Source organism: Candidatus Chloroploca sp. Khr17, from assembly GCF_004138165.1.
Lineage (GTDB): Bacteria > Chloroflexota > Chloroflexia > Chloroflexales > Chloroflexaceae > Chloroploca.
Genome location: NZ_RYFF01000002.1, coordinates 130,927 through 153,823, shown reverse-complemented (window position 1 = coordinate 153,823; position 22,897 = coordinate 130,927). Strand labels below are relative to the sequence as shown.

Below are 22,897 nucleotides of genomic sequence, written 5' to 3'. Positions count from 1 at the left end.
TCTTTGCAAGATATTGCGTCTAGATGCGCACTCAACGCCTAACGCGCTTGCGAACCAAAATCGGCTGCAGCAAGCGCCAACCCCGAGGCAACACCCGTAAAGACATCCATCTCCTGGAGGCGGTCGGCGCCAAATTTTTTGGTGAGCATTTTGACAAAGCGCGGCACGCGTGACGAACCACCGGTACGCAAGACGACATCAATATCGTGGGGCAAGAGATCGGCGGCGGCAAGCGCCCGATCAATGCACTGTTCAACGGCCCGCACATCAGGTCCAATCAGGCGGTCAAAATCCCAACGTGGAATCACTTCATCAAAAGCAATCTCGCCCATATGCATACCAAGCACCGTCTCGGGGGCCTCACTGAGCCGCACCTTGGCGGCTTCGACGGCCTCGTAGAGGGGCAAACCATAATTCTGGCGCACAAGCGAGCGGAGCGCACGCAATTCGCGGGGGCGGTCGCCAATCGCAATGGCCTCATCAATAATCTCAAGATAGTGGGGTTGGGTGAGATCGATGATTTGCTGCCACTCGCAGAGATGATCGAGCACATGGGTCGGGAAGGGCAAGCGACGGGAACCTAGGGTAGCACCTTCGCCAAAATGGGGCAAGAGGCGGCCCATCACCAGGCGCTGATCAAGCAGATCGCCGCCCACGGGCACCCCATCGATCGCCAGAATCTGCCGACGCCCCAACGCATCAAGACGCATCACGGTGACATCGAGCGTCCCTCCACCAAAGTCAAAGACAAGCACGTGCTCGGCACGCCGCACCGTCTGGGCATAGGCAAGCGCCGCAGCCGTCGGTTCTTCGAGGAAGGTCACCTCGGGCAAACCTGCGAGCTTGCAGGCAGCCTGCATACGTTGAAACGCAAGTTCATTGCTAGCCGGATCGAGGCTATAGAAGACCGGGCGCCCAATCACCATGCTGGTCACCTGGGTCCCCAGCGCTGCCTCGGCCCGTTCAAGGATCATGCGCAAGGCAATCGCGATCAATTCTTCGAGCGTATACAAGGTACCAAACACATTGGTACGCGAAAAACTGCGGTCACGCAGCCCTGTCTTGAGCGATTGAAAGAGCCTCCCTGGCGCATTCGCATCAACTTTCACATACAGAGCCTGTTGGATCGTCCCAAAATCAGCGAAAGTCACCTCGGCATCGCCAATATACTTCCATTCATACTCAACTTCGCGCCCAACATTGCCCTCGGTAAAGCGATTGATCGCCTCACGACCAAGATAGGCAGCCCCTTCGCGGGTCATAAAGAGCGTTGACCGCAGAATGCCCGGATTGGCATTGACCGGATCAAGTGGCAAAAGCCGCACCTGACTACCATCATAGATCGCCGCACTCGAATTTGTTGTCCCAAAATCCAGCCCGATACGCATCGCATTCTCCTCATCGCGCGAGGTGTACCAAACGAAGGATACCTGACAGGAAAGGGGGTGTCAATGCGACCATCGACTGAAGTACGAGTGCACATCCTGCAACAGACTGATGCAGACGAACGTCAGATCAGGCATAATGGATAAAGGGTTGCACATAGCAACCGCGACAAGATTCATGTGGGTGGGTAGGGCAAGGCCCTACAACGCAAGGAGTTATCAGCGATGGCTGCAACAGCCACACCTCGGAAACGCAACCGCAATGGACGGCGCTGGATCATTGCACTCGTCGTCATCGTGCTGGGCATTGCTGCGCTAACTGGCGTGGTCATGACCTTCCTGAATCAAGGGGCCGCCCCCGGCACCTTGCCTACGGGGTGGCAGGAAGTCGAAGTTACCAGCGGAAGCATCACATCGTCGGTACGCGCCACAGGGAATGTCGAGCCACAGGCCGAGGCGCAGGTACGGTTTGAAACCAGTGGCACCGTCACCGAAATCATGGTGCAACCTGGTGACGTTATTGAAGCCGGTCAACCCCTCGCCCGCATTGACACAACAACGCTTGAGTTGCGCGTGCAACAGGCCCAGGCCGATCTTACGCAGGCCCAGGCCGATCTTGAAGCCCTCCTGACAGGTTCGACGGAAGAAGAACTTGCCGAGGCGAACGCACGCGTCGAGCAGGCTCGGCGCCAGTATGCCCAGGCGGCAGGAAGTGTCAGTGCGGCTGACGTGAGCGCAGCCCGTGCCGAGCTTGAGAGTGCCCAGGCCCGGCTGGCCCGGCTTGAAGCAGGGCCCGCGACCGACGAACTGGCAAGTGCCAACGAACGGGTGCAGAGTGCCCAGACGAATCTGGCAAACGCACGCACAAATCTGAGTGCGGCGAAAGAACGCGCCCGTAACGATCTAGAAACACGCGCCAATGCCCTGCGCAACGTTCAGGACGAGTATAGTCGGATCTACTGGGAAAATCGTGAGCTTGAGCGCTTGCCAACGGATCTCCCGCAAGAGCGGCGCGATCGCGAAGAACAGGCAGCACGCAATGTGACTGATGCGGAAACGGCTTTGCGTAATGCCCAGACGGCCTACGAACAGGCGCAGCAAGAAGAGATCAACAGTCTCGCCGCCCGCGAAGCCGAGTTGAACAGCGCCATCGCGGCGCGTGATCGCCTGCTCCAAGGTACGGAAACTGAGACCATCGCCGAGGCTCGCGCCGCCGTGCAACGGGCTCGTGCTACACTTGATCAACTGACCGGCGCACAGCGCCAGAGTGAGCTCGCGACCCAACAATCGGGCATCGAAATTGCCCAGGCTTCGCTCGATCGTCTGCTTGCCGAGCCGAGCAGCGCCGCCCTCGCCGCCCGCGAAGCCGGATTGATCCGGGCCGAAGTCACGCTCAAGAGTGCGCAGCGGGACCTGGCACAGGGCACCCTGGTGGCCCCCTTTGCCGCGACGGTTGCCCGCGTTGATATGCGCGTAGGTGAACCTGCCGACGCATCAGCCGTGATTGCCCTGGCCGATCTGAGCAGCTTTCACGTCGATTTGCCAGTCGATGAACTCGATATTGCCGAAGTAGAGCTTGAGCAGCGGGCGACGATCGAACTCGATGCCCTGCCTGGCGCACGGCTCGGCGGCGTCGTAACGGCGATTGCCCCGCTCGCCACACGCAGCGAAACGGGAACCACGACCTACGAGGTCACCGTCACCTTTGACGAGGAGAGCCCAGGGGTGCGGTCAGGGATGACGGCGGTTGTCGCAATCATTACCGAGGAAAAAGAGGATGTTGTCCTTGTGCCACGACGTGCGGTGCGTGCCGAGGGCGGACAGAGCTTTGTCCTGGTACCCAATCCTGAGTTTGTGCCGCAACCAACCGTTCCGGGACAAACGGCAGAGTTGCCTGGGGATCGCCGTCCAGTGACCATTGGCTTGAGCAGCAGTGAGTTTGTCGAAATCGTTGAGGGCATTGCCCCGGGAGAACGCGTCCTGGTACAGGATGTTGTGAGTACCTTCAATCCGGCTGGCCCGCCGAATTAAGTCGCTGGGAGCGCGGGCGGGCCGCCCGCGCTCCCGAAGCGGGCGGGCCGCCCGCGCTCCCAGGAAGGCCAAAACCTTCGTTCACAACCTACGAATTATCCTGGCTCTTGTGGTCACTGGCAACAAGGGTCAACAGGAAGCAAAGCAATGCCATGACTGATTTGATTGTCGTCAAGAACCTCACCAAAGTGTACCGCATGGGCGATGTCGAGGTTCGCGCCCTGCGCGGGGTTGCGCTGACCATTCGTGAGGGTGAGATGGTCGCCATTATGGGGCCATCGGGCAGTGGCAAAAGCACCCTGATGAATATCATTGGCTGCCTTGACCAACCAAGCGATGGCGAATACTACCTCGACGGGGTTAGCGTGGCAGATCTGAACGACAACCAGCTAGCCGAGATCCGCAACCAGAAGATCGGCTTTGTCTTTCAGCAGTATATGCTGCTGCAACGCACAACCGCGCTGCGCAACGTTGAACTGCCAATGCTCTATGGCGGCAAAGGGGGCAGTCGCCACGAACGCGCTATGGCGGCCCTGGCCGCCGTCGGCATGGACGAACGCATGCATCACAAACCCAACGAGCTTTCGGGTGGGCAACAGCAGCGGGTTGCGATTGCGCGTGCCCTCGTCAACGAACCGCGCATTATCATGGCCGACGAACCCACAGGAGCCCTCGACACCCGCACCGGCGAAGAGATCATGGGCATTTTTCAGAAACTCAACCGCGAACAAGGCATTACGGTGATCCTCGTTACCCATGAACACGATGTTGCCCAACACGCCGAACGCATTATCAGCGTGCGCGACGGGATCATTGCCGGCGACGAACCCGTACAAGGCCGGATTGTCGCGGGGGCCACGGTCGCTGCGGTTGCAACCGAGGCCGAAGCAATGGATGAGGTCGCATCGTGAATCTGATCGAGTCCTTTCGCATCGCTCTGCAGGCTCTGCTCAGCAACAAACTCCGAGCCTTGTTGACGATGCTCGGCATCATTATTGGCGTTGGAGCGGTCATTGGCATGCTGGCGATGGGCAACGGGTTTCAGGGTTTCCTGAATAGTCAGTTTGCGCAACTTGGGGCGGGCAACTTCTATGTGGCCCCCTTTATCGATAGCAACCAGATTGATGTGCTCACATCGGCACGTTTGACGGCGAGTGATGCGCAGGCCATCATGCAACCAGGCCGCGCCCCGGCGGTCAGCCAGGTTTCAATCGAGTTCAGTGGCAACGCCCAGGTGAGTGCCGGCGGAGAGCGGCGCACCTACAGCGTACGCGCGGTCAACCCCGAGTGGTTCGACGTGACCCCTCAGGATCTCGGGCCGGGCCGTCTCTTCACGAGCGACGAGAACCAGGATCGCGCACGGGTCGCCGTGCTTGGCAGCATTGTGGCTGAACGCATGTTTGGTGATATCAATAGTGCCGTCGGTCAGCGGCTCGATCTCAATGGCGTTGGCTTCGATGTGATCGGTGTCTTGACAACCCCTGAAGGCACCTTCAGTATCGGGGCCGATCCTGCCGAAGCGATCTTCATTCCCTATCATACCGGGGTCGCCCGACTCTATCGGAATCAGGTCAATGATCGCATTGACGTTTCGATTATCACGATCAAAGCCCGAAGTGTCAACGAGATTGATGATGCGATCAGTCAAGTAACGGCGGTGCTGCGTGAGCAACATCGCCTGACCTATCAGGATAATGATTTTTCGATCATCAACCCTGAACAGATCGCCGCCCAACTTAATAGTGTGATCGGAGCCTTCAACTCTTTTCTCGGACTCGTGGCCGGTATTTCGCTCGTCGTTGGGGGCATTGGGATTATGAATATCATGCTCGTCAGTGTAACTGAACGCACCCGTGAGATTGGCCTTCGTCGTGCTGTTGGAGCGAAACAGCGTGATATCCTCCTGCAATTTTTGATCGAAGCATTGGTGCTTTGTCTGATCGGAGCAGCGCTGGGCACAGTATTAGGCTATGGGTTCTCGTTGGTTGGAACCTTTGTCCTGGTTAGTCTGTTCAACGCCGAAGGCGCTGAAGCTACGGTCAATATGAGCAATATCATGCTGGCAAGCGGCATTGCAGCTATCATCGGCATTATCTTTGGCTTCTTTCCGGCCCTGCAGGCATCGCGCCTGAACCCGATTGAAGCCCTTCGCACCGAATAGAGACTATGGCGCTTTTAGAATCCTTTCGCATTGCCTGGGGCGCAATGCTTACCCACAAACTACGTTCGCTGTTGACAATGCTTGGCATCATTATCGGTGTCGGAGCGGTAGTCGGCATGCTCGCGATTGGCGAAGGCTACGCACGCTACATTGATGCCGAGTTCAATTCGCTTGGGGTTGGCACCTTTTATGTCAATCCATCGGTTGACCGCGACGCCGATGACGAGACCTTGCGACCACAATTGACCGCCGCCAATGCTGCTGCGCTGATGGAACCGGGGCGAGCGCCAGCGATCGATCTGGTGGTGATCGAACTGAACCGGAACGGGGTTGTGAGTGCGGGCGGCGAACGCTTCCTCTTTGGGGTCAAAGGGGTGACACCCGATTTCTTTACCATCGGTGCCCAGGAACTTGGTGATGGGCGTTACTTTACCGACGAGGAAGATCTCGCGAGCGCACGCGTTGCCGTCATTGGGCAAAATGTCGCCACAACGCTCTTTGGGGGCATTGAAGGGGCGGTCGGGCAACGCATCACCGTCAACGGGGTACAATTCGAGGTCATCGGGGTCTCGGTCGCGCAACAGAGCCAGATCGCCGGCGCGTTCGGACGGTTCAGTGACCCAGGTGAACAAGTCTATCTACCGTATCGCACCGCCCGTGACCGGCTCTTCCGCAACGACGTGACGACACGAGTTGATGTCTCGAGCCTAACCGTACGCGCACGCGATGTCGAACAGATTGATGAGGCGATCCGGCAGGTGACCGAGGTATTGCGCGAGGAGCATCGGCTGACCTACCAGGCCAACGATTTTCGGATCACCAATCCTGCGCAACTCTCGGCGCAGTTTCAAACGATTACCGTCGGCTTCAGTGCTTTTCTGGGCACCATCGGGGGGATCTCGCTGCTGGTTGGGGGCATTGGCATCATGAATATTATGCTCGTCAGTGTCGCCCAGCGTACCCGCGAAATCGGCCTGCGCAAGGCGGTCGGGGCCAAACGACGTGATATCCTGCTCCAATTTTTGATCGAAGCGCTGGTCCTCTGCCTCGCCGGTGGCGCAATAGGGATCGGCCTGGGATATCTGCTCTCGTTCGGGGGAACCTTTGTGCTCTACGCGATTTCGCAAGATCCCAATATCCGTGCCAGTGTCTCGCTCTTCTCGATCATCCTGGCGACTTCCATCTCGGCAAGCATCGGGATCTTCTTCGGGCTCTTCCCAGCGATCCGTGCGGCGCGGCTTGACCCGATCCGTGCCCTGCGCAATGAATGAAGGTATGATGCCGCGAGCGGGCCAGCCAAACTGGCCCGCTCGCGGCATCATACCAAGAGGGCTAGGGCTGTTGCAACAGCCCTGAAGAGTGCGCTCTAGAGTTGACTCGGCAAGAGCATGTATGCTACCATCGCATATATGAGAACGTGACATCTATGTCACCCAAAAAATTGTCATCGGTTTATCCACTCGCAGATAAGCTGACAAAGTAGGCACCATGCTCAGCCCATTGCCCGCTTGGCCCGATGTTTTGCTCTACCCACTGCTCGCAGCTATGCTACTCTGGGTTGGCTTGACGGTGATCGTGGGCAGTTTGAACCGCCGCAGCCCATGGCCGGGCAGGGTTGCGCTCGTTGCGGTGCTGCCATTGCTGGCAATGGCCCACCACGAACTCTGGGTCGTGGCCTACGATGCAAGCATTGGCGGAGCCTACCGGGCCTTTGTGGCGGGGACGTTTATCTGGGCATGGCACGAGCTAGCTTTTTATAGCGGGGTCTTAACTGGGCCATGGCGCAAGCCCTGCCCACCTGCGGCCCGAGGCGTCAAACGCTTTGGCTATGCACTTGGAACACATCTTTATCACGAACTGGCCGTCCTCGCCGAAGTTGTGTTGATGGTCTGGCTTCTAGGTGGCGGAACAAATACCCTTGGGCTTTTGGTCTTTGCTTTAAGCTGGGCAATGCAGCATAGCGCCAAACTCAATGTTTTGCTCGGGGTACCACGGTTGAATGTCGAACTCTTTCCGCAACATCTGCGTTACCTGGGCAGCTACTGGACTCCCCGGGTTCCAAGCGGTTTCTTCATCCCCTCGGTCTCGATTGCGACCATGCTTGCCATCATGCTGTGGCTCGCAACATGGGCGCATCGCCTCGACCCATCAGGAGTACGGCTCGCCTTGCTCGCCTCACTGGTGACCCTCGGTGCCATCGAGCACTGGATGCTCGCCTTGCCCGCACGACGAACAGTGGCTGTTGCCTCGAGCATTGATTAGCTGGTGATACCAGATCGCTCACACCTCACCACAAGCGGCTGTAACCGGGCTTGCTATGCTAGCCTAGCTTTCGCTTTTTGCGCATACAGGCGCATTGGAGTATGATGAAAGGCGCAGCGCAAGGAGGGAGGGATGTTCGAGGCGATCTTTACGCCAAAGTCAGTCGCAGTGATCGGGGCGTCGCCCAGTCCTGATCGCGTAGGCTATGCCGTGCTCAAGAATATCCTGGACAATGGCTATCCTGGCGCGGTCTACCCGATCAATCCACATATCCCCGAGATTCTGGGGTATCAAGCATATGCAAGCGTGCTGGATGTTCCTGATCTCATTGATCTGGCAGTGCTTGTTGTCCCAATCAGTCAGGTCTTGCCTGTGGTTAAGCAATGCGGGCAGAAGGGCGTGCGCGGTCTGGTTGTCATCACCGCTGGCTTCAAAGAGGCCGGCAGTGAGGGCAACGAGCTTGAACGCAAATTATTGGCCCTAGTGCGTAGCTATGGCATGGATATGATCGGGCCAAATAGCCTCGGCGTGATTGACACGTTCAGCAAACTTAATGCTTCGTTTGCCGGAGTCATGCCCAACCAGGGCAATATTGCCCTGATGTCGCAGTCGGGGGCTATCTGCGCCGCGATTCTTGACTGGAGCAAGAATCGCGGCATTGGCTTTTCACGCTTTGTGTCACTCGGCAATAAGACCGATATTAACGAGGTCACGTTGCTGCGGGCGTGGAGTCGCGATCCCGAAAGCAAGGTCATTCTGGCCTATCTCGAAGATATTAGCGATGGTGCGTCATTTATCGCAACGGCACGCGAAGTGACCCGTCAGGTTCCCGTGATTGCGATTAAGAGTGGCACAACGGCAGCAGGTTCACGAGCGGCATCATCACATACAGGTTCCCTGGCAGGCTCGGAACACGCCTACGAGGCAGCCTTTGCGCAGAGTGGTATTCTGCGTGCCCGGACGGTGAGCGAGCTCTTTGATCTGGCTTTGATCTTTTCGTATCAGCCCTTGATTCAGGGTAATCGCGTCGCCGTGGTGACCAATTCAGGCGGAATGGGCATTATTGCCGCCGATGCCGTTGAACGCAGTGGCCTGGCGATGGCCCTCTTTGCCCCGGCAACGATCGAGCGACTGAATCATGATCTGCCCCCTTCGGCAAGTGTCTATAATCCCGTTGATATCCTCGGCGATGCGCGGAACAACCGCTACCAGACAGCCATTACCGCCGTGCTTGAAGATCCGGGGGTTGATGGTCTGATTATTATGTTAACTCCACAGGCACAGAGTGCCCTCGTTGAGATTGCCGAGACGATTGGTGAGACGGCTGCACGGTACAAGAAGCCAGTTGTGACATGTTTTATGGGTGGTTATAGCCTCGGGCCGGCCTTGGCGGCCCTGAGTCGCGCCCATATTCCCAACTATACGTTCCCCGAACGAGCGGTGCAATCCATTGCCGGCATGCACCACTATTATGAGCGCCGCCGTCGTCCCCAACGGATCTATCGAACCTTTGAGACTGACCAGGATCAGGTGCGCCAGATTTTTGCCGATGCACACGCTTCTGGGCGCGTTGAATTGAGTGAAGGCGAAGTCCGTGCGGTTCTCTCGGCCTATGGGCTACGCCTCCCCGAGAGCCACCTCGCAATGTCACCCGAAGAAGCTGTCCAACAAGCTGCCATGCTCGGGTTTCCGGTGGTCATGAAGATCGCCAGCCCCGATATTCTGCTCAAGACCGAGATCGGTGGGGTCAAACTGGGCATTACCGGTGAAGAAGCCGCCCGTGATAGCTTCGAGTTGATCGAGTATCGCACCCACAAATACTGGCCTGAAGCACGGGTGCATGGGGTCTTTGTCCAAGAAATGATCAAACCCGGTCAAGAGTTTTTGATCACCGTCCATCGCGATCCGCAGTTTGGCCCCCTCGTTGCCATTGGGCTCGGCGGGATGTATGTCGAAGTGATGAAGGATGTCGCCTATCGGCTCGCCCCGATTAGCGAACAGGATGTTCGCGACCAGATCCGTTCGCTGCGCGCCTATCCACTGCTACGCGGGGCCGGTGGCAATGCACCGGTTGATGTGCTCGCCGTCGAAGATTGTGTGCTCAGGGTTAGCCAGCTCGTGACCGATTTTACCGAAATTGTTGAACTCGATATTAATCCGCTTGTGATCCATCACGAGGGCGAAGGTGCCGTGGTGCTTGATGCACGGATCTTGATTCAATAAGCGCCCTCTTTGCTACTCCCGAAAAGTGAAAAGAGGGTCTATAATAGCAGGAGGAACAACATCTTGCTCTCTCCTGCGGAGGTTTGTATGGCAACGCTCTATGTCGCCTCAACAGAGACGTTTGTGGGCAAAAGCGCTGTCTGTATCGGGTTACTGCGCCGGATGCAGCAGGATGGCTTCAGAATTGGGTACATGAAGCCGGTCAGTGTGTCGGTAGCGCATACCCGCGAGGCAGCAATCGATGAGGATGCAGCCTTTATTCGCGGTACCCTCGGGCTGGAAGCCTCCCTGGAACATATCGCACCCGTCTTGATTACACCTGGTGTGGTCGAGTCGATTTTGCGTGGGCAGTCGGCAACCTATGCGCGAACGCTCCGTGATGCGTATCTGTCTATTGCGCGCGATAAAGATATCGTGGTGCTTGAAGGTACCAATACCTGGTCGGAAGGAGCCCTGGTTGATTTGACCTCCGACCAGGTAACCGATCTGTTGCAGGCCCCAACACTCCTGGTGACGCGCTATCGCTCGACCCTCAATGTTGATACGATCCTGTCGGTGCAACGGTATGTCGGTGATCGCTTGCTCGGTGTATTGATCAATCAGATCGAAGAGCCGCATCTCGACTTTGTGCAGAGTCGCGTGATGCCCTTTCTCGAACGACGTGGCATCCCTGTCTTTGGCTTGATGCCACGCGATTCAACCCTCGGCGGTGTGACGGTCAATGAACTGCTCGAACATCTCGGGGGGCAGTTGATTGGGCAACCAGCATGGTGTACCCGCACGATCGAGGCGTTGATGATCGGGGCAATGGGGGCGGATGCGAGTATTTCGTTTTTCCGCCGCCGCGCCAATAAGGCCGTGATTACCGGCGGTGATCGCAGCGATCTGCAACTCGCTGCACTTGAGACAAGTACGACGGCCCTCGTGTTGACAGGAAATTTCCGCCCCAGTCCCCAGGTGCTCGACCGCGCCAACGAGCGTCAGGTGCCCATTGTGCTTGTCCCTGATGATACCCTGACAACGGTCGACCGGGCCGAACGACTCTTTGGGCGCGTGCGCTTTCATCAGGCCGCCAAGCTGCAACGGTTTGCCGATCTGTTGGAGGCGAGTTTTGATTTTGATCGTTTGTATGATGCGATGGGAATGAGGTTGCGCTGAGGGAAGCCTGGTCGCACGGGCTTCTGCTCTGCGCTCTAGACGAGTTGTGGAGTCTTTGAGCGTATGGAAGAACAGATTGGGCCGCTGGTCTTTGTGGAAAATCTTGAGTATCCTTATCCTTTTGCGGTGGAACAGCCACCTCGCTTCTGGATGGAGGAGACAACCGGGGTACTGGCAGCGGCCATTGAGGTCTATATGCGCGGTGAGAAACTCGCACCAGCGCAACTTGAGTTGATCCAGATCTATCTGCGTCAGTATCTCGAACGGGCGGTCATTGCGGAAGATGCGATGCGCTCACGTCTGCTTGACCGTATTGGGCGCGTACGAACCATCGGCGACCTCGAGCGCCTGGCTGATAGTCTCTCAGAGGCTGGCGTTGAGCCTTTCTGACGTTATGTATCAGCATGTGTTACGACCGGCGCTCTTTCGCCTACACCGCGGCGATGCCGAAGGTGCGCACGAACGGACGCTTGCGTTGCTGGCAATGGTTGCGCGTCGGCGGATGCTCTTGTACCTGATGCAGCGGTTGTATGCCGATCAAGCCTCATCACTGGCACGGACGCTTTTCGGGGTGCATTTTCCCAACCCTGTTGGCCTCGCCGCCGGTATGGATAAAGATGGGGTTGCGTTGCCAGCCTGGGCCGCGCTCGGTTTTGGTTTTGTTGAGGTCGGAACAGTCACCCACCATGCCCAACCCGGTAATCCACGTCCGCGTCTCTTCCGTCTCATCAAAGATGAAGCCATTATCAATCGGATGGGCTTCAATAATCACGGGGCCGATGCGCTCGCCCTACGCCTCAAGCAACTCGGAACACTTCCTATTCCACTTGGCATCAGCATTGGCAAATCGAAACAGACCCCGCTTGAGCACGCGATTGAAGATTATGTTGCCTCTTTCACGACGCTCTTTCCCTATGCAAGCTATGTTGCGGTCAACGTCAGTTCACCTAATACACCCGGACTACGGAGCCTGCAGGATCGCGCCCAGTTGGATGCGTTGCTCGCCACGCTCACGCACGAGAATCACCAACTGGCCGCACATGGGGCAAGCCAACCCCGTCCAATTCTGGTCAAGATCGCACCAGATCTGAGTGAGTCGGCCCTGGGCGAAGTGCTGGACGTCTGCGCAACCCACGCGATCAGTGGCGTCATTGCCACAAATACTACCCTGAGTCGCGAGGGCCTGTCTGAGCAAGACGCTTCGCTGCGAGGTGAAACCGGTGGCCTGAGTGGGCGCCCCCTCGCCGCAAAGGCACTCGCGGTCGTTCGCTTTATTGCCCAAGAGACCGGGGGCGCGCTGCCGATCATCGGGGTAGGGGGTATTGCATGTGGCGAGGATGCCCTCCGCATGCTTGAGGCCGGAGCAAGCCTCGTCCAGATTTATACGGGGCTCGTCTATCAGGGGCCAGGATTGCCCCGCCAGATCAAACAGACCCTCGCGAGGAGAGTACGATGAGTGCGCGTAGCATTGAACAACCCATCCTTGTCGCGCTGGATGTAGCGACGCTCCAGGCGGCCCTCAAGCTGGTTGGCCTCCTTCAACCATATGTTGGCGGCTTCAAAGTGGGCCTCGAACTCTGCACTGCGATGGGAACCCCGCAAGTGGTCGAAGCCGTGGGACAGGCGGGGGGCGCACTCTTTCTTGATCTGAAACTCCACGATATTCCAAACACCGTGGCAGCAAGTGTGCGCGCCGTCTGTGAACTGGGCTCAGCCGTGCGCATGTTGACCTTGCACTGCCAGGGCGGGGCCGCTATGCTGCGAGCTGCCGTCGCTGCGGCCCACACTGCGCCCCAACGCCCGCTCTTGCTTGGCGTTACCGTGCTGACCAGTGTCGATGGAGAGGCACTCCACAAGGAACTCGGCGTTGGGGCCGACCTCGAAGCCCATGTTGTCCACCTCGCCCGCCTCGCGCAAGCGTGTGGTCTCGATGGCGTCGTCGCCTCACCACACGAAGTCGCAGCCATTCGTGCAGCCTGTGGCCCGGAGTTACTGATTGTGACCCCAGGCGTACGCCCGACCTGGGCTGCACGCGATGACCAGCGTCGGATCATGACGCCTGCCGAGGCTATTGCAGCCGGAGTTGACTATCTCGTGGTGGGGCGCCCAATCACGGCAGCAGATGATCCTGTCGCCGCTGCCGCCCGTATCGTCACTGAACTCGCCCGTTGAACAAAGAAACGCTAGCTCATGCAACAGGATCTTCTCGTCACCCTCGCCGAGGTCGGTGCCTTGATCACCAATGACCACCTGGTCTACACCTCGGGTCGCCACGGCAGCAGTTATGTCAACAAAGATGCGCTCTATCCGCATACGGGGGCCACGAGCGCCGTGTGTGAGCGGCTGGCGCACCATTTTGCCAACGCAGCGATTGATGTGGTGGCCGGGCCAACCGTGGGTGGCGTCATTATGGCTCAGTGGACGGCATATCATCTGAGCAGGCTGAGCAACCGCGATATCCTGGCGGTGTATGCCGAAGAAGAAGTGAGCGGAGGGAGCAAACAACGGAGTTTTCGCCGGGGGTACGCTGAGCTCATTCACGCTCAGCGGGTACTGGTAGTCGAAGATATCCTGACGACCGGTGGCTCGGTACGCATGGTGATCGAGGCAGTCAGGGCCGTCGGAGGCACCGTCGTAGGCGTCGGAGCACTCTGCAATCGCGGGGGCATCACCGCCGCCGCCATTGATGCACCCGACCTCTTTTGCCTGACGAGCGTACCACTTGAGAGTTTTGACGCTGAGGCATGCCCGCTCTGCGCAGCAGGCCAGCCCATCAATACACGCCTCGGCAAAGGTGCCGCTTTCCTTGCCCGTCAACATACCACACAAGGCGAGCAACCAGACCGTTTTGCGGTTGAATAAGACCGGAACATATGGATAAAAGCTATGGCGGGTAGAAGAGAAAAGCCAAACCAGGATGCACATGAACATCATCGCTTCGATCAAGACCGTGGGCCGCCACTCTGGCATCAAGCCCTCTGGATAGGAGGCATCTACTTTCTGGTCTCCTTTTCCTGGATCATCCTCTCAGACTGGATTCTGCTTAGGTTGCTGCTGAACGAACAGACCCTGATCCAGGTCAGCATGATCAAAGGAATCGGCTTCATTAGCATCACCACCCTTCTGATCACCTTCCTCGCCCTACGTCTTCTCCGAACGATCAAACAAACTACCCGCCTCTACGAACTACTCTTTGCGGTCAATCGGGCGATCATCTACGAACGCAATCCGACCACGATTGCGCAGCAAGCATGTCGCATTGCCGCCGAACGAGGTGGCTTTCAACTGGCCTGGGTTGCGCTGATCGATAGTGAAACCAGCCGCATCTACCCACTCGCGGCCTGGGGGCGGACAGCGTTTCTCGATCAACTCGTCCTTGACACGACCGATGATGCGCATATGACAAGCCCGCTTGGAACCGCGTTACGCAGTGGTGAACCTCGCATCTGTGTTGATGTCCAGGCAGCCGACTACATGGCGATCTGGCGAACGCGGTACGAAGCCCAGGGCCTGCGGTCATCAGCAGCCTTTCCGTTATGGATCGAGGAGAAGATTGTCGGGGCCTTCTGCTGTTATGCCGACCAGCCACGTACCTTTAGTCCCGAGGAAATAAGCCTACTCACGGTCTTTGCCGATGACCTAGCCTTTGCCATCGAGTCAGCCTACCGCGAGCGCGAGCGGCGCAATGCCGTCGAAGCCCTGGAAAGGAGTGAGCGACGCTTCCGCACCCTGGCCGAATATGCCCCTGACGCCATCTATCGCCTTGGCCTGCATCCTCGCCCCTTCACCGAATATATTAGCCCTGCCATCACCACCATCACCGGCTATGCACCGGAAGACTATTATCACGACCCAAACCTCTGCCTAGACATTGTGCATCCCGACGACCGCCCCCACTTCGAAGCCCTGCTGAATAGTCAGGCGCGCACAGATGGCCCGCTGACCTTGCGCTGGTTGCGCAAAAATGGCGAAATCATCTGGATCGAACAGCATCATACACGGATCTACGATAAGGCAGGCCATTTCGTGGCGCTTGAAGGCGTCGCCCGCGACATCACCGCTCGCATCGAAGCCCAAGCGATTCTCGAGCGCTATCGGTTGCTCTCGGAAAACATGCACGATATTGTGCTCTTTGTACGCAAAGCCGACCGACGGATCATCGAGGCCAATGCTGCCGCTGAAGAAGTGTATGGCTACAGTCGCACCAGGTTGCTGCAATGCACCCTCGAAGACCTGCGTGCGCCGAATACGCGTCCAACTATTGGGGGCCAGTTGGCCGCCGCCGCCTCAGGCGGGCTCATCTTTGAAACCGAGCATCAGCGCGCTGATGGTTCAACCTTTCCCGTCGAGGTCAGTTCCACGAGCATGAGGTACGGAGGCGAATCAGTGCTGCTCAGCGTCATTCGTGATCTAAGTCAACGTCGTGCCGCTGAAGCCCAGATCCGGCTTCAGGGCGAAGTGCTGGCGGCGGTCGCCAACGCGATTGTGATTACCGATACGAAGGGAACCATCCAATGGGTGAACCCGGCTTTTACAACGCTGACCGGCTACCCCGCCGAAGAAGTGTTGGGCCAGAATCCCAGGATCTTCTCGTCAGGCCATCAGGATCGTCACTTCTATGCCCAACTCTGGGCAACCGTTCTAGCCGGCAAGGTCTGGCAGGGTGAAACCATCAATCGGCGGCGTGACGGCACGATCTATACCGAAGAACAGGTCATTACCCCAGTCCAGATGCATGGCAATGGCATCACCCATTTTGTGGCGATCAAGCAGGATATTACCGAACGCAAAGAAGCAGAAGCAGCGTTGCGTACCGCTCACGATGCCTTGATCGCATCATACGATAGCACGCTGGCAGGCTGGTCACAGGCGCTCGACCTCCGTGACCGCGAGACCGAAGGCCATAGCAGTCGCGTGACCCTGTTGACCCTCCAACTTGCTCGGGCACTCGGGTTCAATGAAGAAGAATTGGAGCATGTGCGACGCGGGGCGCTCTTGCACGATATTGGCAAGATTGGCATTCCCGATGCCATCCTGCACAAACCCGGGCCACTGACCGACCACGAATGGCGGATCATGCGCCGCCACCCTGAATATGCCTATCAACTCTTGCAACCAATCGCTTTTCTGAGGCCCGCCCTCGCGATTCCCTACTGCCATCACGAACACTGGGACGGTAGCGGCTATCCACGAGGACTAAAGGGTGACGAGATCCCCCTGGCCGCACGCATCTTTACCATTGTTGATGTCTGGGATGCCCTCACGTCGGATCGACCCTATCGCACAGCCTTGAGCCACCAGGCAGCCCGAGAGTATATTGAGGCTCAGGCAGGCAGCATGTTTGATCCGTGGGTCGTCAAGACCTTCCTGACGATGCTTGATCAAGCCGGGGCACCAGTTATGGTACACTAAGATGGTTGTAAGTCGTTCCTGGCCGGGAGCATCGCTGTGGAAGTTGTCGGTACGCTCAAACCTGGGCTCACCAGGCGTTCAACAATTCTTACGATGGGCAAGTTTGATGGGTTGCATCTGGGCCACCAGCAACTGATCAAAACCACGGTCGAACGAGCCAGAACCCTCGATTTCTGTAGTGCCGTGTTGACCTGGGAACCCCACCCGAACACGGTGCTCCGCCCGGATCAGCCGGTTCGTTTGCTTACCACCCTTGATGAAAAGATCGCACTGATTGAACAATATGCGCCTGATCTGCTCATTATCGCCCCTTTTACCGAAGCGACCCGGCGTACCAGTGCCGAGATATACATGGGCACCATTGCCGAAGCAGTGCAACTGCGTGAACTCTGGGTGGGTGAAGGTTTTGCGATGGGCCGCGGGCGCAGTGGTGACGTAGCCAGTCTGATGCAGATTGGGGCCAATCTGGGGTTTGCCGTGGGCACTGTTCGTCAACTCGTGATCGAGGGAACTCCGGTCAGTGCTTCACGCGTACGTGAACTGCTTGACCAGGGCGAGGTAGGCATAGCTGGGCAATTGCTGGGGCGGCCCTTTGCCCTCCAGGGTACCGTCATCCAGGGTGATCAACGTGGCCGCACGATCGGTTTTCCTACCGCCAACCTGCAACTTGCCGAAGGGCGCTTGCTGCCTGCCGATGGAGTCTATGCCTGCTACGTGATCGCCGCGCAGATGCGGTGGCCGGCCGTAACGAATATCGGGCTGCGTCCAACCTTTGATGGCGTACGGCGCACCGTCGAGGCCCACCTGCTCGCCTGGAGTGGGGATCTCTATGGGCAGACGCTACGCCTCGAATTTCGCCACTATCTGCGCGGCGAGCAGAAATTCAGTGGCATTGAGGCCCTGGTGAGTCAGATTGCCCAGGATGCAGCACGCACACGCACCCTCCTTGGGTAACCAGATGGCCCCCTGAAACACCGTAGATTACCAGATGGCGATCGCGCTATCTTTCTGAGCTATGCTTGCACGACTCGTGTTTTTGTTCTGTGGGCTACTGCTTCTGCTACCTGCCTGCAGCAGCGAGCCCACACCGGCCCCAACGATGCTGCCAGCGCCAACGGTGCCCGTCGTTAGCGAAATCCTGGCCGAGCCACAACCAGGGGCGATCCAGACCATTGGCTTGCTTGTGCTGAGCGCAGGAGGGGCGCTACTCACCGACGGGCTGAGTATCAGTGGGGCAACGCCGCAGCCAATTGGCCCGGCACTGATCTGGCTTGAAGAGGTACCGCCGTTGCCCCCCGAACCAGCGCCAGTGGTGCTTGGCGCAATCAGCTATCTGGTCGTTGAAGCTCGCGGCATCCTCGAAGGCCCGGGCGCATTCGGGCCAGGGGGGGCGTATATGTACCGCCTGACCTCAGCAACCCTGATCTCACGTTCATCACGCGATCTGACTATCGATCTGCTCTTGCGCAACAGTGCGCTCTATAGTGGGCAACCAGTACGCCTCAGTGGCGAACTGCTCGCCTCACCGCAAAGCGCCCTGCTAGTCGAGCGGCTCGGACCAGGTGGCGTTCCTGCCGACAACACACGCCAGATCAAGCTCAGCGACCCCTTGCGCGACGAAGCCGTACGGCAGCAACTCACCACCAGCAACGACGGACGCATCGTCTTTGGCCCGGTCGAAATCCTCGGCATCTGGCGCAACACAACCCTCTACCCACTCATCATCGAAGTGCGGTAGCAGAGCTCAATGCAGAATACGTGACAAAAAGAGTTGGGTGCGATCGTGTTGGGGCGTGCCAAAGATCTTATCGGGGGGGCCCTGTTCAACAATCCGGCCCTGATCCATAAAAGCGACCCGGTGTGCCGCATTGCGGGCAAACCCCATCTCGTGCGAGACCACAACCATCGTCATACCCTCGTGGGCGAGGGCAAGCATTACGTCAAGTACCTCTTTGATCATCTCGGGATCAAGGGCCGACGTCGGCTCATCAAAGAGCATAATCTTAGGCTGCATCGCCAGCGCCCTGGCAATTGCTACGCGCTGCTGTTGACCACCCGAGAGTTGCTCGGGATACTTCTGCGCCTGTTCGGGAATGCCAACCTTCTCGAGCAAGGCCCGCGCAATCGTCTGACTCTCGGCCCGTGAGCGACGGCGCACCTTCTGCTGAGCCAGACAAATATTGTCGCTAACCGTGAGGTGGGGAAAGAGTTCGAAGCGCTGAAAGACCATGCCCACCTCGGCGCGCACCGCATTGATATGCTTCTCATCGTTATCGAGCAGAATGCCATCAACAACAATGCGTCCAGCGTCGGGAACTTCGAGGTGATTGATGCAGCGCAACAGCGTTGATTTACCTGACCCCGACGGGCCAACAATCATCAACACCTCACCCGCCTGCACATCAAGACTGACCTGGTCAAGCGCCCGAAAATGACCATAAAACTTCGAGACGTTCTCGATCCTGATCATCGGGTCGGCTGAAGTTGCTACCATCACACTACCTTTTGATTTTGGCGCGACGCTGGATCCATTGGAGCAGCAACGAAAGGACGAGCGTCATGCTCAGATAAAAGAGCGTCAGAATGAAATAGGTCTCTTCATAGCGAAACGACGTACTGACCGACAGCCGTGAGACCTGGGTAATTTCGCGCACCCCAAGCACCGAGACCAGGGACGTATCTTTGAGCAAGGCAATCAGATCATTGCCCAGTGCCGGCAGCATATTGCGCGTCGCCTGGGGCAACATGACATAGCGCATCGTCTGCCAGCGCGACATACCAAGCGAGCGACCGGCCTCCATCTGCCCACGCCCGATCGCCTCGATCCCGGCCCGAAAAACCTCGGCAATATAGGCCCCATAGATCAAGACCAGCGCAATAATCGCCCGCGACGTCAACGAAATGGCATTATTGGACAAACCAAAGGTACGTGCAAGGAGCGGCACAACCGCATACGAGATCGTAAAGATCAGCACGAGCATTGGCACGCCACGAATGAACTCAATATAGGTAATCGAGAGGTTGCGCAAAATCACGTTCGTCGAGACACGCCCAAGCCCAAGGAACAGGCCAAAAATAAGCGCAAAGACAAACGAGATAGCCGTTACGTAGAGGGTCGTGGAGAGGCCCTGGAGGATCGTATTGAAAATATTACGATAGATCGGATCAACAATAATCCGAACCACCATATACCCAATGACCGACAAAATGATCAGCAACCACCAGGGAAACTCATTCAAATGGGCACGCAGGTCACGCGGACGGGGCTGGATCTCGGGACGCTCGTGGTCAACCGTCATACAGCATTTCCTCTGTCTCAAGAGCATGTCTTGCCAGTCGCGGCTATCGTCAGCGCCGGAAACCATGCAGGGGTTCCCGACGCTGACCGGCCATCAACTCCATGCTACGCGTCACCAGAAAGACCCTACTCGGGCAACTTGAAGTCATCGCTAAAGTAGCGCGCCGCCAACTCATCAAGCTTGCCACTGCTGCGCATCTCGGCGAGGGCCAGATTGACCGGCTCAACGAGATCGCTGCCCCTGGGGAAGATGAAACCAAGTTCATCACTCGAGATCGCCGGGCCGATCAACTCGAGACGCTCGGCATTGGTACCAACATAGCCCTGACCGGCGGTTTCGTCCATAATGACGGCGTCAACATCGCTATTGAGCAGCGCGGCAACCGCAAACGGGAACTGCTCAAAGGCCTGGATGCGGTTCTCGGGCAACAGGTTCCGCGCCGTCTCATAGTTGGTCGTGCCAGTCTGCGTCCCGAGCAACAGGCTCTCATTAGCAATGAAATCGTCCATGCTTGCAAAGCGATCCTCGCCAACCAGGGCAAGCAGGCGCTGGCTGATCTGAATGTAGCCATCAGAAAAATCGACCTGCTGGGCACGCTCTTCCGTGATCGTAATGCCATCGGCAGCCGCATCAAACTGTCCATTGCTGACCGCCTGGATCATCCCCTCCCACGAAGCCTCCTGATAGACTGGCGTGCAGTTCAAAAGGCGGCAAATCTCATTCCAGGCATCGTAATCCCACCCTTCACCCTGCCCCGTCTGGGGATTGATATAGTTGAAGGGAGGATAGGCATTTTCGACTGCAATTGTCACACTGCGGCCCCCAAGATCGGGCAAACCACCTTCCGTCTGGGTCGAGGAATCTGTGCTTGGGGCACTCGTCGGTGTCGGTGCTGCGGCGGGTTGCCCACCACACGCTGCAACCAACACGAGCAACAGGCTCACAAGAGCCACCATCGCCAACCGTCGCATAGGTCATTCTCCTTACACTAAACGAAAACGAACCACCGAACCCTGCCACAGGCTACGCTTCGCTGGCATGTGCATAGAATAACATATTTGATCTTGGTTGATGAGGAGATTTGTTGCGACCTTCCTGGAACCGTAGGTTCCAGGAAGATCAATTTCACGAAGCTAAGCACAGGTTTTAGAGGCGACCCACAACGTGGCCGATAGAGAACCTTACGCTTCAAATGAACGCGAACGCCCAACGTGAGCCATGAATTCGCCGCGGGTCTTGGAGTCATCGCGGAAGACGCCGCGCATCGCCGAGGTGACCATGCTGGCATTGGCCTTCTTGACGCCACGCATCACCGAGCACATATGCACTCCTTCGGCGACCACAGCGACACCCTGCGGCTCGAGGTGCTCATTGATGAAGTCGGCGATCTGCACCGTCATCCGCTCTTGCACCTGCAAGCGCCGGGCAAACATCTCAACAATGCGCGGAATCTTGCTCAGGCCAACCACTTTGCCATTGGGAATGTAGGCAACATGCACCTGACCCATAAAGGGCAGCATGTGGTGCTCACACAGGCTGTAGAAATCAATATTCTTGACCACCACCATCTCGTCATAGCCAACCGTAAAGATCGCATCGTTGATCAATGCCTCGGGATCGACATGGTAGCCAGCGGTCAACTCGGCATACATCTTGGCGACCCGCGAAGGCGTCTTGAGCAGACCCTCACGATCCGGCTGCTCACCGATCCCGTCGAGGATCTCGCGCACTGCCCCCTCGATCTGCGGATCAGAGGTGTACGTCACACCCTCAAGCTTGCCGCGACCAGGGACAATCAACAAATCATAGTCGTGTCCATCAAGCTCACCGACACTCCGATGATGCTGCCCATTGCCATTGTGTCCGTTCCCGTTGTGTCCATTTCCGTTATGCATACCCATTAGGTTTGTTTCCTCTTCAATCTTCTCGACGATAGCCTGGCAACCATTGCCAGCAATTACTTCAGTCATTCAGGATCTTTGCGCCAGTCGGGTCGCTAAAATGCGCTGCCACAAATCATTCTTTATATTACAGCACCGCTATTAACAATACCACTTGCACAGAATTTGTCAAGTACTTGCACAGGATTAAACATGGCGGTTGCACCTTCCGTGTACACACCCCGCCAGGGCACCCGCAAGGGGTGCCCCTACACCCCGCCCGCGCCCCGGCCCTGTACGGGCACCCCTTGCGGTACGGGCACCCCGCCAGGGCACCCCGCCAGGGCACCCGCAAGGGGTGCCCCTACACCCCGCCCGCACCCCTTGCGGTACGGGCACCCCTTGCGGGTGCCCCGTTGTTGGCGGGTGCCGCCGGGCCTGATAGGAGCCCCCGCCAGGCCCCCCCCTGCTCGCACGTTTGCGCCGCTGGTTGCATGCACATGCTGCCAAAGAAAGCGTCTTTTTTTTATCCGGTTTCGTGTGATCCGATTGCCCTACAGGATTAAACAGGGCGCTTGCATCTTCTTTAACGCAAGGTGCGTCCTGCCAACCCAGCCCCCCAGAGATCGTCATCAGGCAGGTCGTCTTCATCCGGGTGATAGAGGTCACGCAGATCGCTTGCCCGACGTAGTTGCCCAAAGGTGGTCGCAATAAAGACGACCCGACGCAGCCGCGCCGACGGTACAGGCAACGGCAGCTCACGCAACGGCCCCAGGGTGACGCGATAGTAGCGCTCGTTGGCCCGCGGGTGATCCGGTTCGTCGGGCAATAATTCGCGTCGCGTCTGGATCGTGTAGCGCAAGACTTCGGCATAGAAGCGAACTGACCAGCGCTCGTCGCCAAAGGCCGCCGTCTGGTAAAAGGCCAGGTAGTCTGCGGCAAACTGCGCCGGTGTGTGGGCCAGGGGCACACGATACCAGCCCTCGTCACGAGCAAGTGCCAGATCACGTGGCTGTGGCACAATGACCACAAGCACACGCGCCTGATCTTCAGGTTGGTCGTCAAGCATAACAAAATCCAGGTACA

At 57.7% G+C, this 22,897-nt stretch carries 20 protein-coding genes; 14 read left to right on the top strand and 6 right to left on the bottom strand.

Annotated features, from left to right (window positions below; translation table 11 throughout):
- Window positions 1-38: 38 nt before the first annotated feature.
- A complete protein-coding gene (locus EKD05_RS02090) occupies window positions 39-1,388 on the bottom strand; it encodes an Hsp70 family protein (RefSeq protein ID WP_129670657.1) in 1,350 nt (449 codons plus the stop codon).
- Window positions 1,389-1,610: 222 nt separating this feature from the next.
- On the opposite strand from EKD05_RS02090, the gene EKD05_RS02085 reads away from it, so the two are divergent.
- From EKD05_RS02085 to EKD05_RS02020, 14 genes are all read left to right on the top strand, one after another.
- Window positions 1,611-3,416, top strand: a complete 1,806-nt coding sequence (locus EKD05_RS02085) for an efflux RND transporter periplasmic adaptor subunit (protein ID WP_129670656.1) — start codon at window positions 1,611-1,613, stop codon at window positions 3,414-3,416.
- Window positions 3,417-3,568: 152 nt separating this feature from the next.
- Window positions 3,569-4,327, top strand: coding sequence for an ABC transporter ATP-binding protein (locus EKD05_RS02080; protein ID WP_129670655.1), 759 nt, complete (start codon window positions 3,569-3,571; stop codon window positions 4,325-4,327).
- Window positions 4,324-5,577 carry an ABC transporter permease gene (locus tag EKD05_RS02075; protein WP_129670654.1) on the top strand — a complete coding sequence of 418 codons (1,254 nt, stop codon included), beginning with the start codon at window positions 4,324-4,326 and terminating at the stop codon, window positions 5,575-5,577. Before EKD05_RS02080 ends, EKD05_RS02075 begins: the two co-directional genes overlap by 4 nt.
- Before the next feature lie 5 nt (window positions 5,578-5,582).
- On the top strand, window positions 5,583-6,848 hold the full coding sequence (locus EKD05_RS02070; RefSeq protein WP_129670653.1) for an ABC transporter permease: 1,266 nt from the start codon (window positions 5,583-5,585) through the stop codon (window positions 6,846-6,848).
- Window positions 6,849-7,065: 217 nt separating this feature from the next.
- The gene (gene puhE, locus EKD05_RS02065) at window positions 7,066-7,839 is read left to right on the top strand and encodes a putative photosynthetic complex assembly protein PuhE (RefSeq protein ID WP_129670652.1); all 774 of its coding nucleotides are present in this window, start codon (window positions 7,066-7,068) and stop codon (window positions 7,837-7,839) included.
- 132 nt (window positions 7,840-7,971) lie between these two features.
- Window positions 7,972-10,062: an acetate--CoA ligase alpha subunit gene (gene acs / locus EKD05_RS02060; protein ID WP_129670651.1), complete on the top strand. Its 2,091-nt coding sequence runs from the start codon at window positions 7,972-7,974 to the stop codon at window positions 10,060-10,062.
- Between the two features lie 87 nt (window positions 10,063-10,149).
- Window positions 10,150-11,220: a phosphotransacetylase family protein gene (locus EKD05_RS02055; protein ID WP_129670650.1), complete on the top strand. Its 1,071-nt coding sequence runs from the start codon at window positions 10,150-10,152 to the stop codon at window positions 11,218-11,220.
- A 63-nt stretch (window positions 11,221-11,283) separates the two neighbouring features.
- Window positions 11,284-11,610, top strand: a complete 327-nt coding sequence (locus EKD05_RS02050; protein WP_129670649.1) for a hypothetical protein — start codon at window positions 11,284-11,286, stop codon at window positions 11,608-11,610.
- A gap of 4 nt (window positions 11,611-11,614) precedes the next feature.
- Entirely contained in the window at window positions 11,615-12,676 is a 1,062-nt protein-coding gene (locus tag EKD05_RS02045; RefSeq protein WP_129670648.1) for a quinone-dependent dihydroorotate dehydrogenase, read from the top strand.
- Window positions 12,673-13,392, top strand: a complete 720-nt coding sequence (gene pyrF, locus EKD05_RS02040; protein WP_129670647.1) for an orotidine-5'-phosphate decarboxylase — start codon at window positions 12,673-12,675, stop codon at window positions 13,390-13,392. Before EKD05_RS02045 ends, pyrF begins: the two co-directional genes overlap by 4 nt.
- Before the next feature lie 18 nt (window positions 13,393-13,410).
- Window positions 13,411-14,082 carry a phosphoribosyltransferase family protein gene (locus EKD05_RS02035; protein WP_129670646.1) on the top strand — a complete coding sequence of 224 codons (672 nt, stop codon included), beginning with the start codon at window positions 13,411-13,413 and terminating at the stop codon, window positions 14,080-14,082.
- A gap of 24 nt (window positions 14,083-14,106) precedes the next feature.
- On the top strand, window positions 14,107-16,632 hold the full coding sequence (locus EKD05_RS02030; RefSeq protein WP_129670645.1) for a PAS domain S-box protein: 2,526 nt from the start codon (window positions 14,107-14,109) through the stop codon (window positions 16,630-16,632).
- A 36-nt stretch (window positions 16,633-16,668) separates the two neighbouring features.
- Entirely contained in the window at window positions 16,669-17,586 is a 918-nt protein-coding gene (locus tag EKD05_RS02025) for a bifunctional riboflavin kinase/FAD synthetase (RefSeq protein ID WP_129670644.1), read from the top strand.
- 145 nt (window positions 17,587-17,731) lie between these two features.
- On the top strand, window positions 17,732-18,370 hold the full coding sequence (locus tag EKD05_RS02020) for a hypothetical protein (protein ID WP_129670643.1): 639 nt from the start codon (window positions 17,732-17,734) through the stop codon (window positions 18,368-18,370).
- A gap of 6 nt (window positions 18,371-18,376) precedes the next feature.
- Here EKD05_RS02020 and EKD05_RS02015 read toward each other — a convergent pair whose 3' ends face one another.
- From EKD05_RS02015 to EKD05_RS01995, 5 genes are all read right to left on the bottom strand, one after another.
- The gene (locus EKD05_RS02015; RefSeq protein WP_129670642.1) at window positions 18,377-19,126 is read right to left on the bottom strand and encodes an amino acid ABC transporter ATP-binding protein; all 750 of its coding nucleotides are present in this window, start codon (window positions 19,124-19,126) and stop codon (window positions 18,377-18,379) included.
- Window positions 19,127-19,130: 4 nt separating this feature from the next.
- The gene (locus EKD05_RS02010; protein ID WP_129670641.1) at window positions 19,131-19,931 is read right to left on the bottom strand and encodes an amino acid ABC transporter permease; all 801 of its coding nucleotides are present in this window, start codon (window positions 19,929-19,931) and stop codon (window positions 19,131-19,133) included.
- Between the two features lie 125 nt (window positions 19,932-20,056).
- Window positions 20,057-20,902, bottom strand: coding sequence for an ABC transporter substrate-binding protein (locus EKD05_RS02005; RefSeq protein WP_165360541.1), 846 nt, complete (start codon window positions 20,900-20,902; stop codon window positions 20,057-20,059).
- Between the two features lie 210 nt (window positions 20,903-21,112).
- Window positions 21,113-21,826 (bottom strand): GTP cyclohydrolase I FolE, encoded by a 714-nt coding sequence (folE, locus tag EKD05_RS02000; RefSeq protein WP_129670742.1) that lies wholly within the window; start codon window positions 21,824-21,826, stop codon window positions 21,113-21,115.
- 571 nt (window positions 21,827-22,397) lie between these two features.
- Window positions 22,398-22,880, bottom strand: a complete 483-nt coding sequence (locus EKD05_RS01995) for a hypothetical protein (protein ID WP_129670640.1) — start codon at window positions 22,878-22,880, stop codon at window positions 22,398-22,400.
- Window positions 22,881-22,897 lie beyond the last annotated feature (17 nt).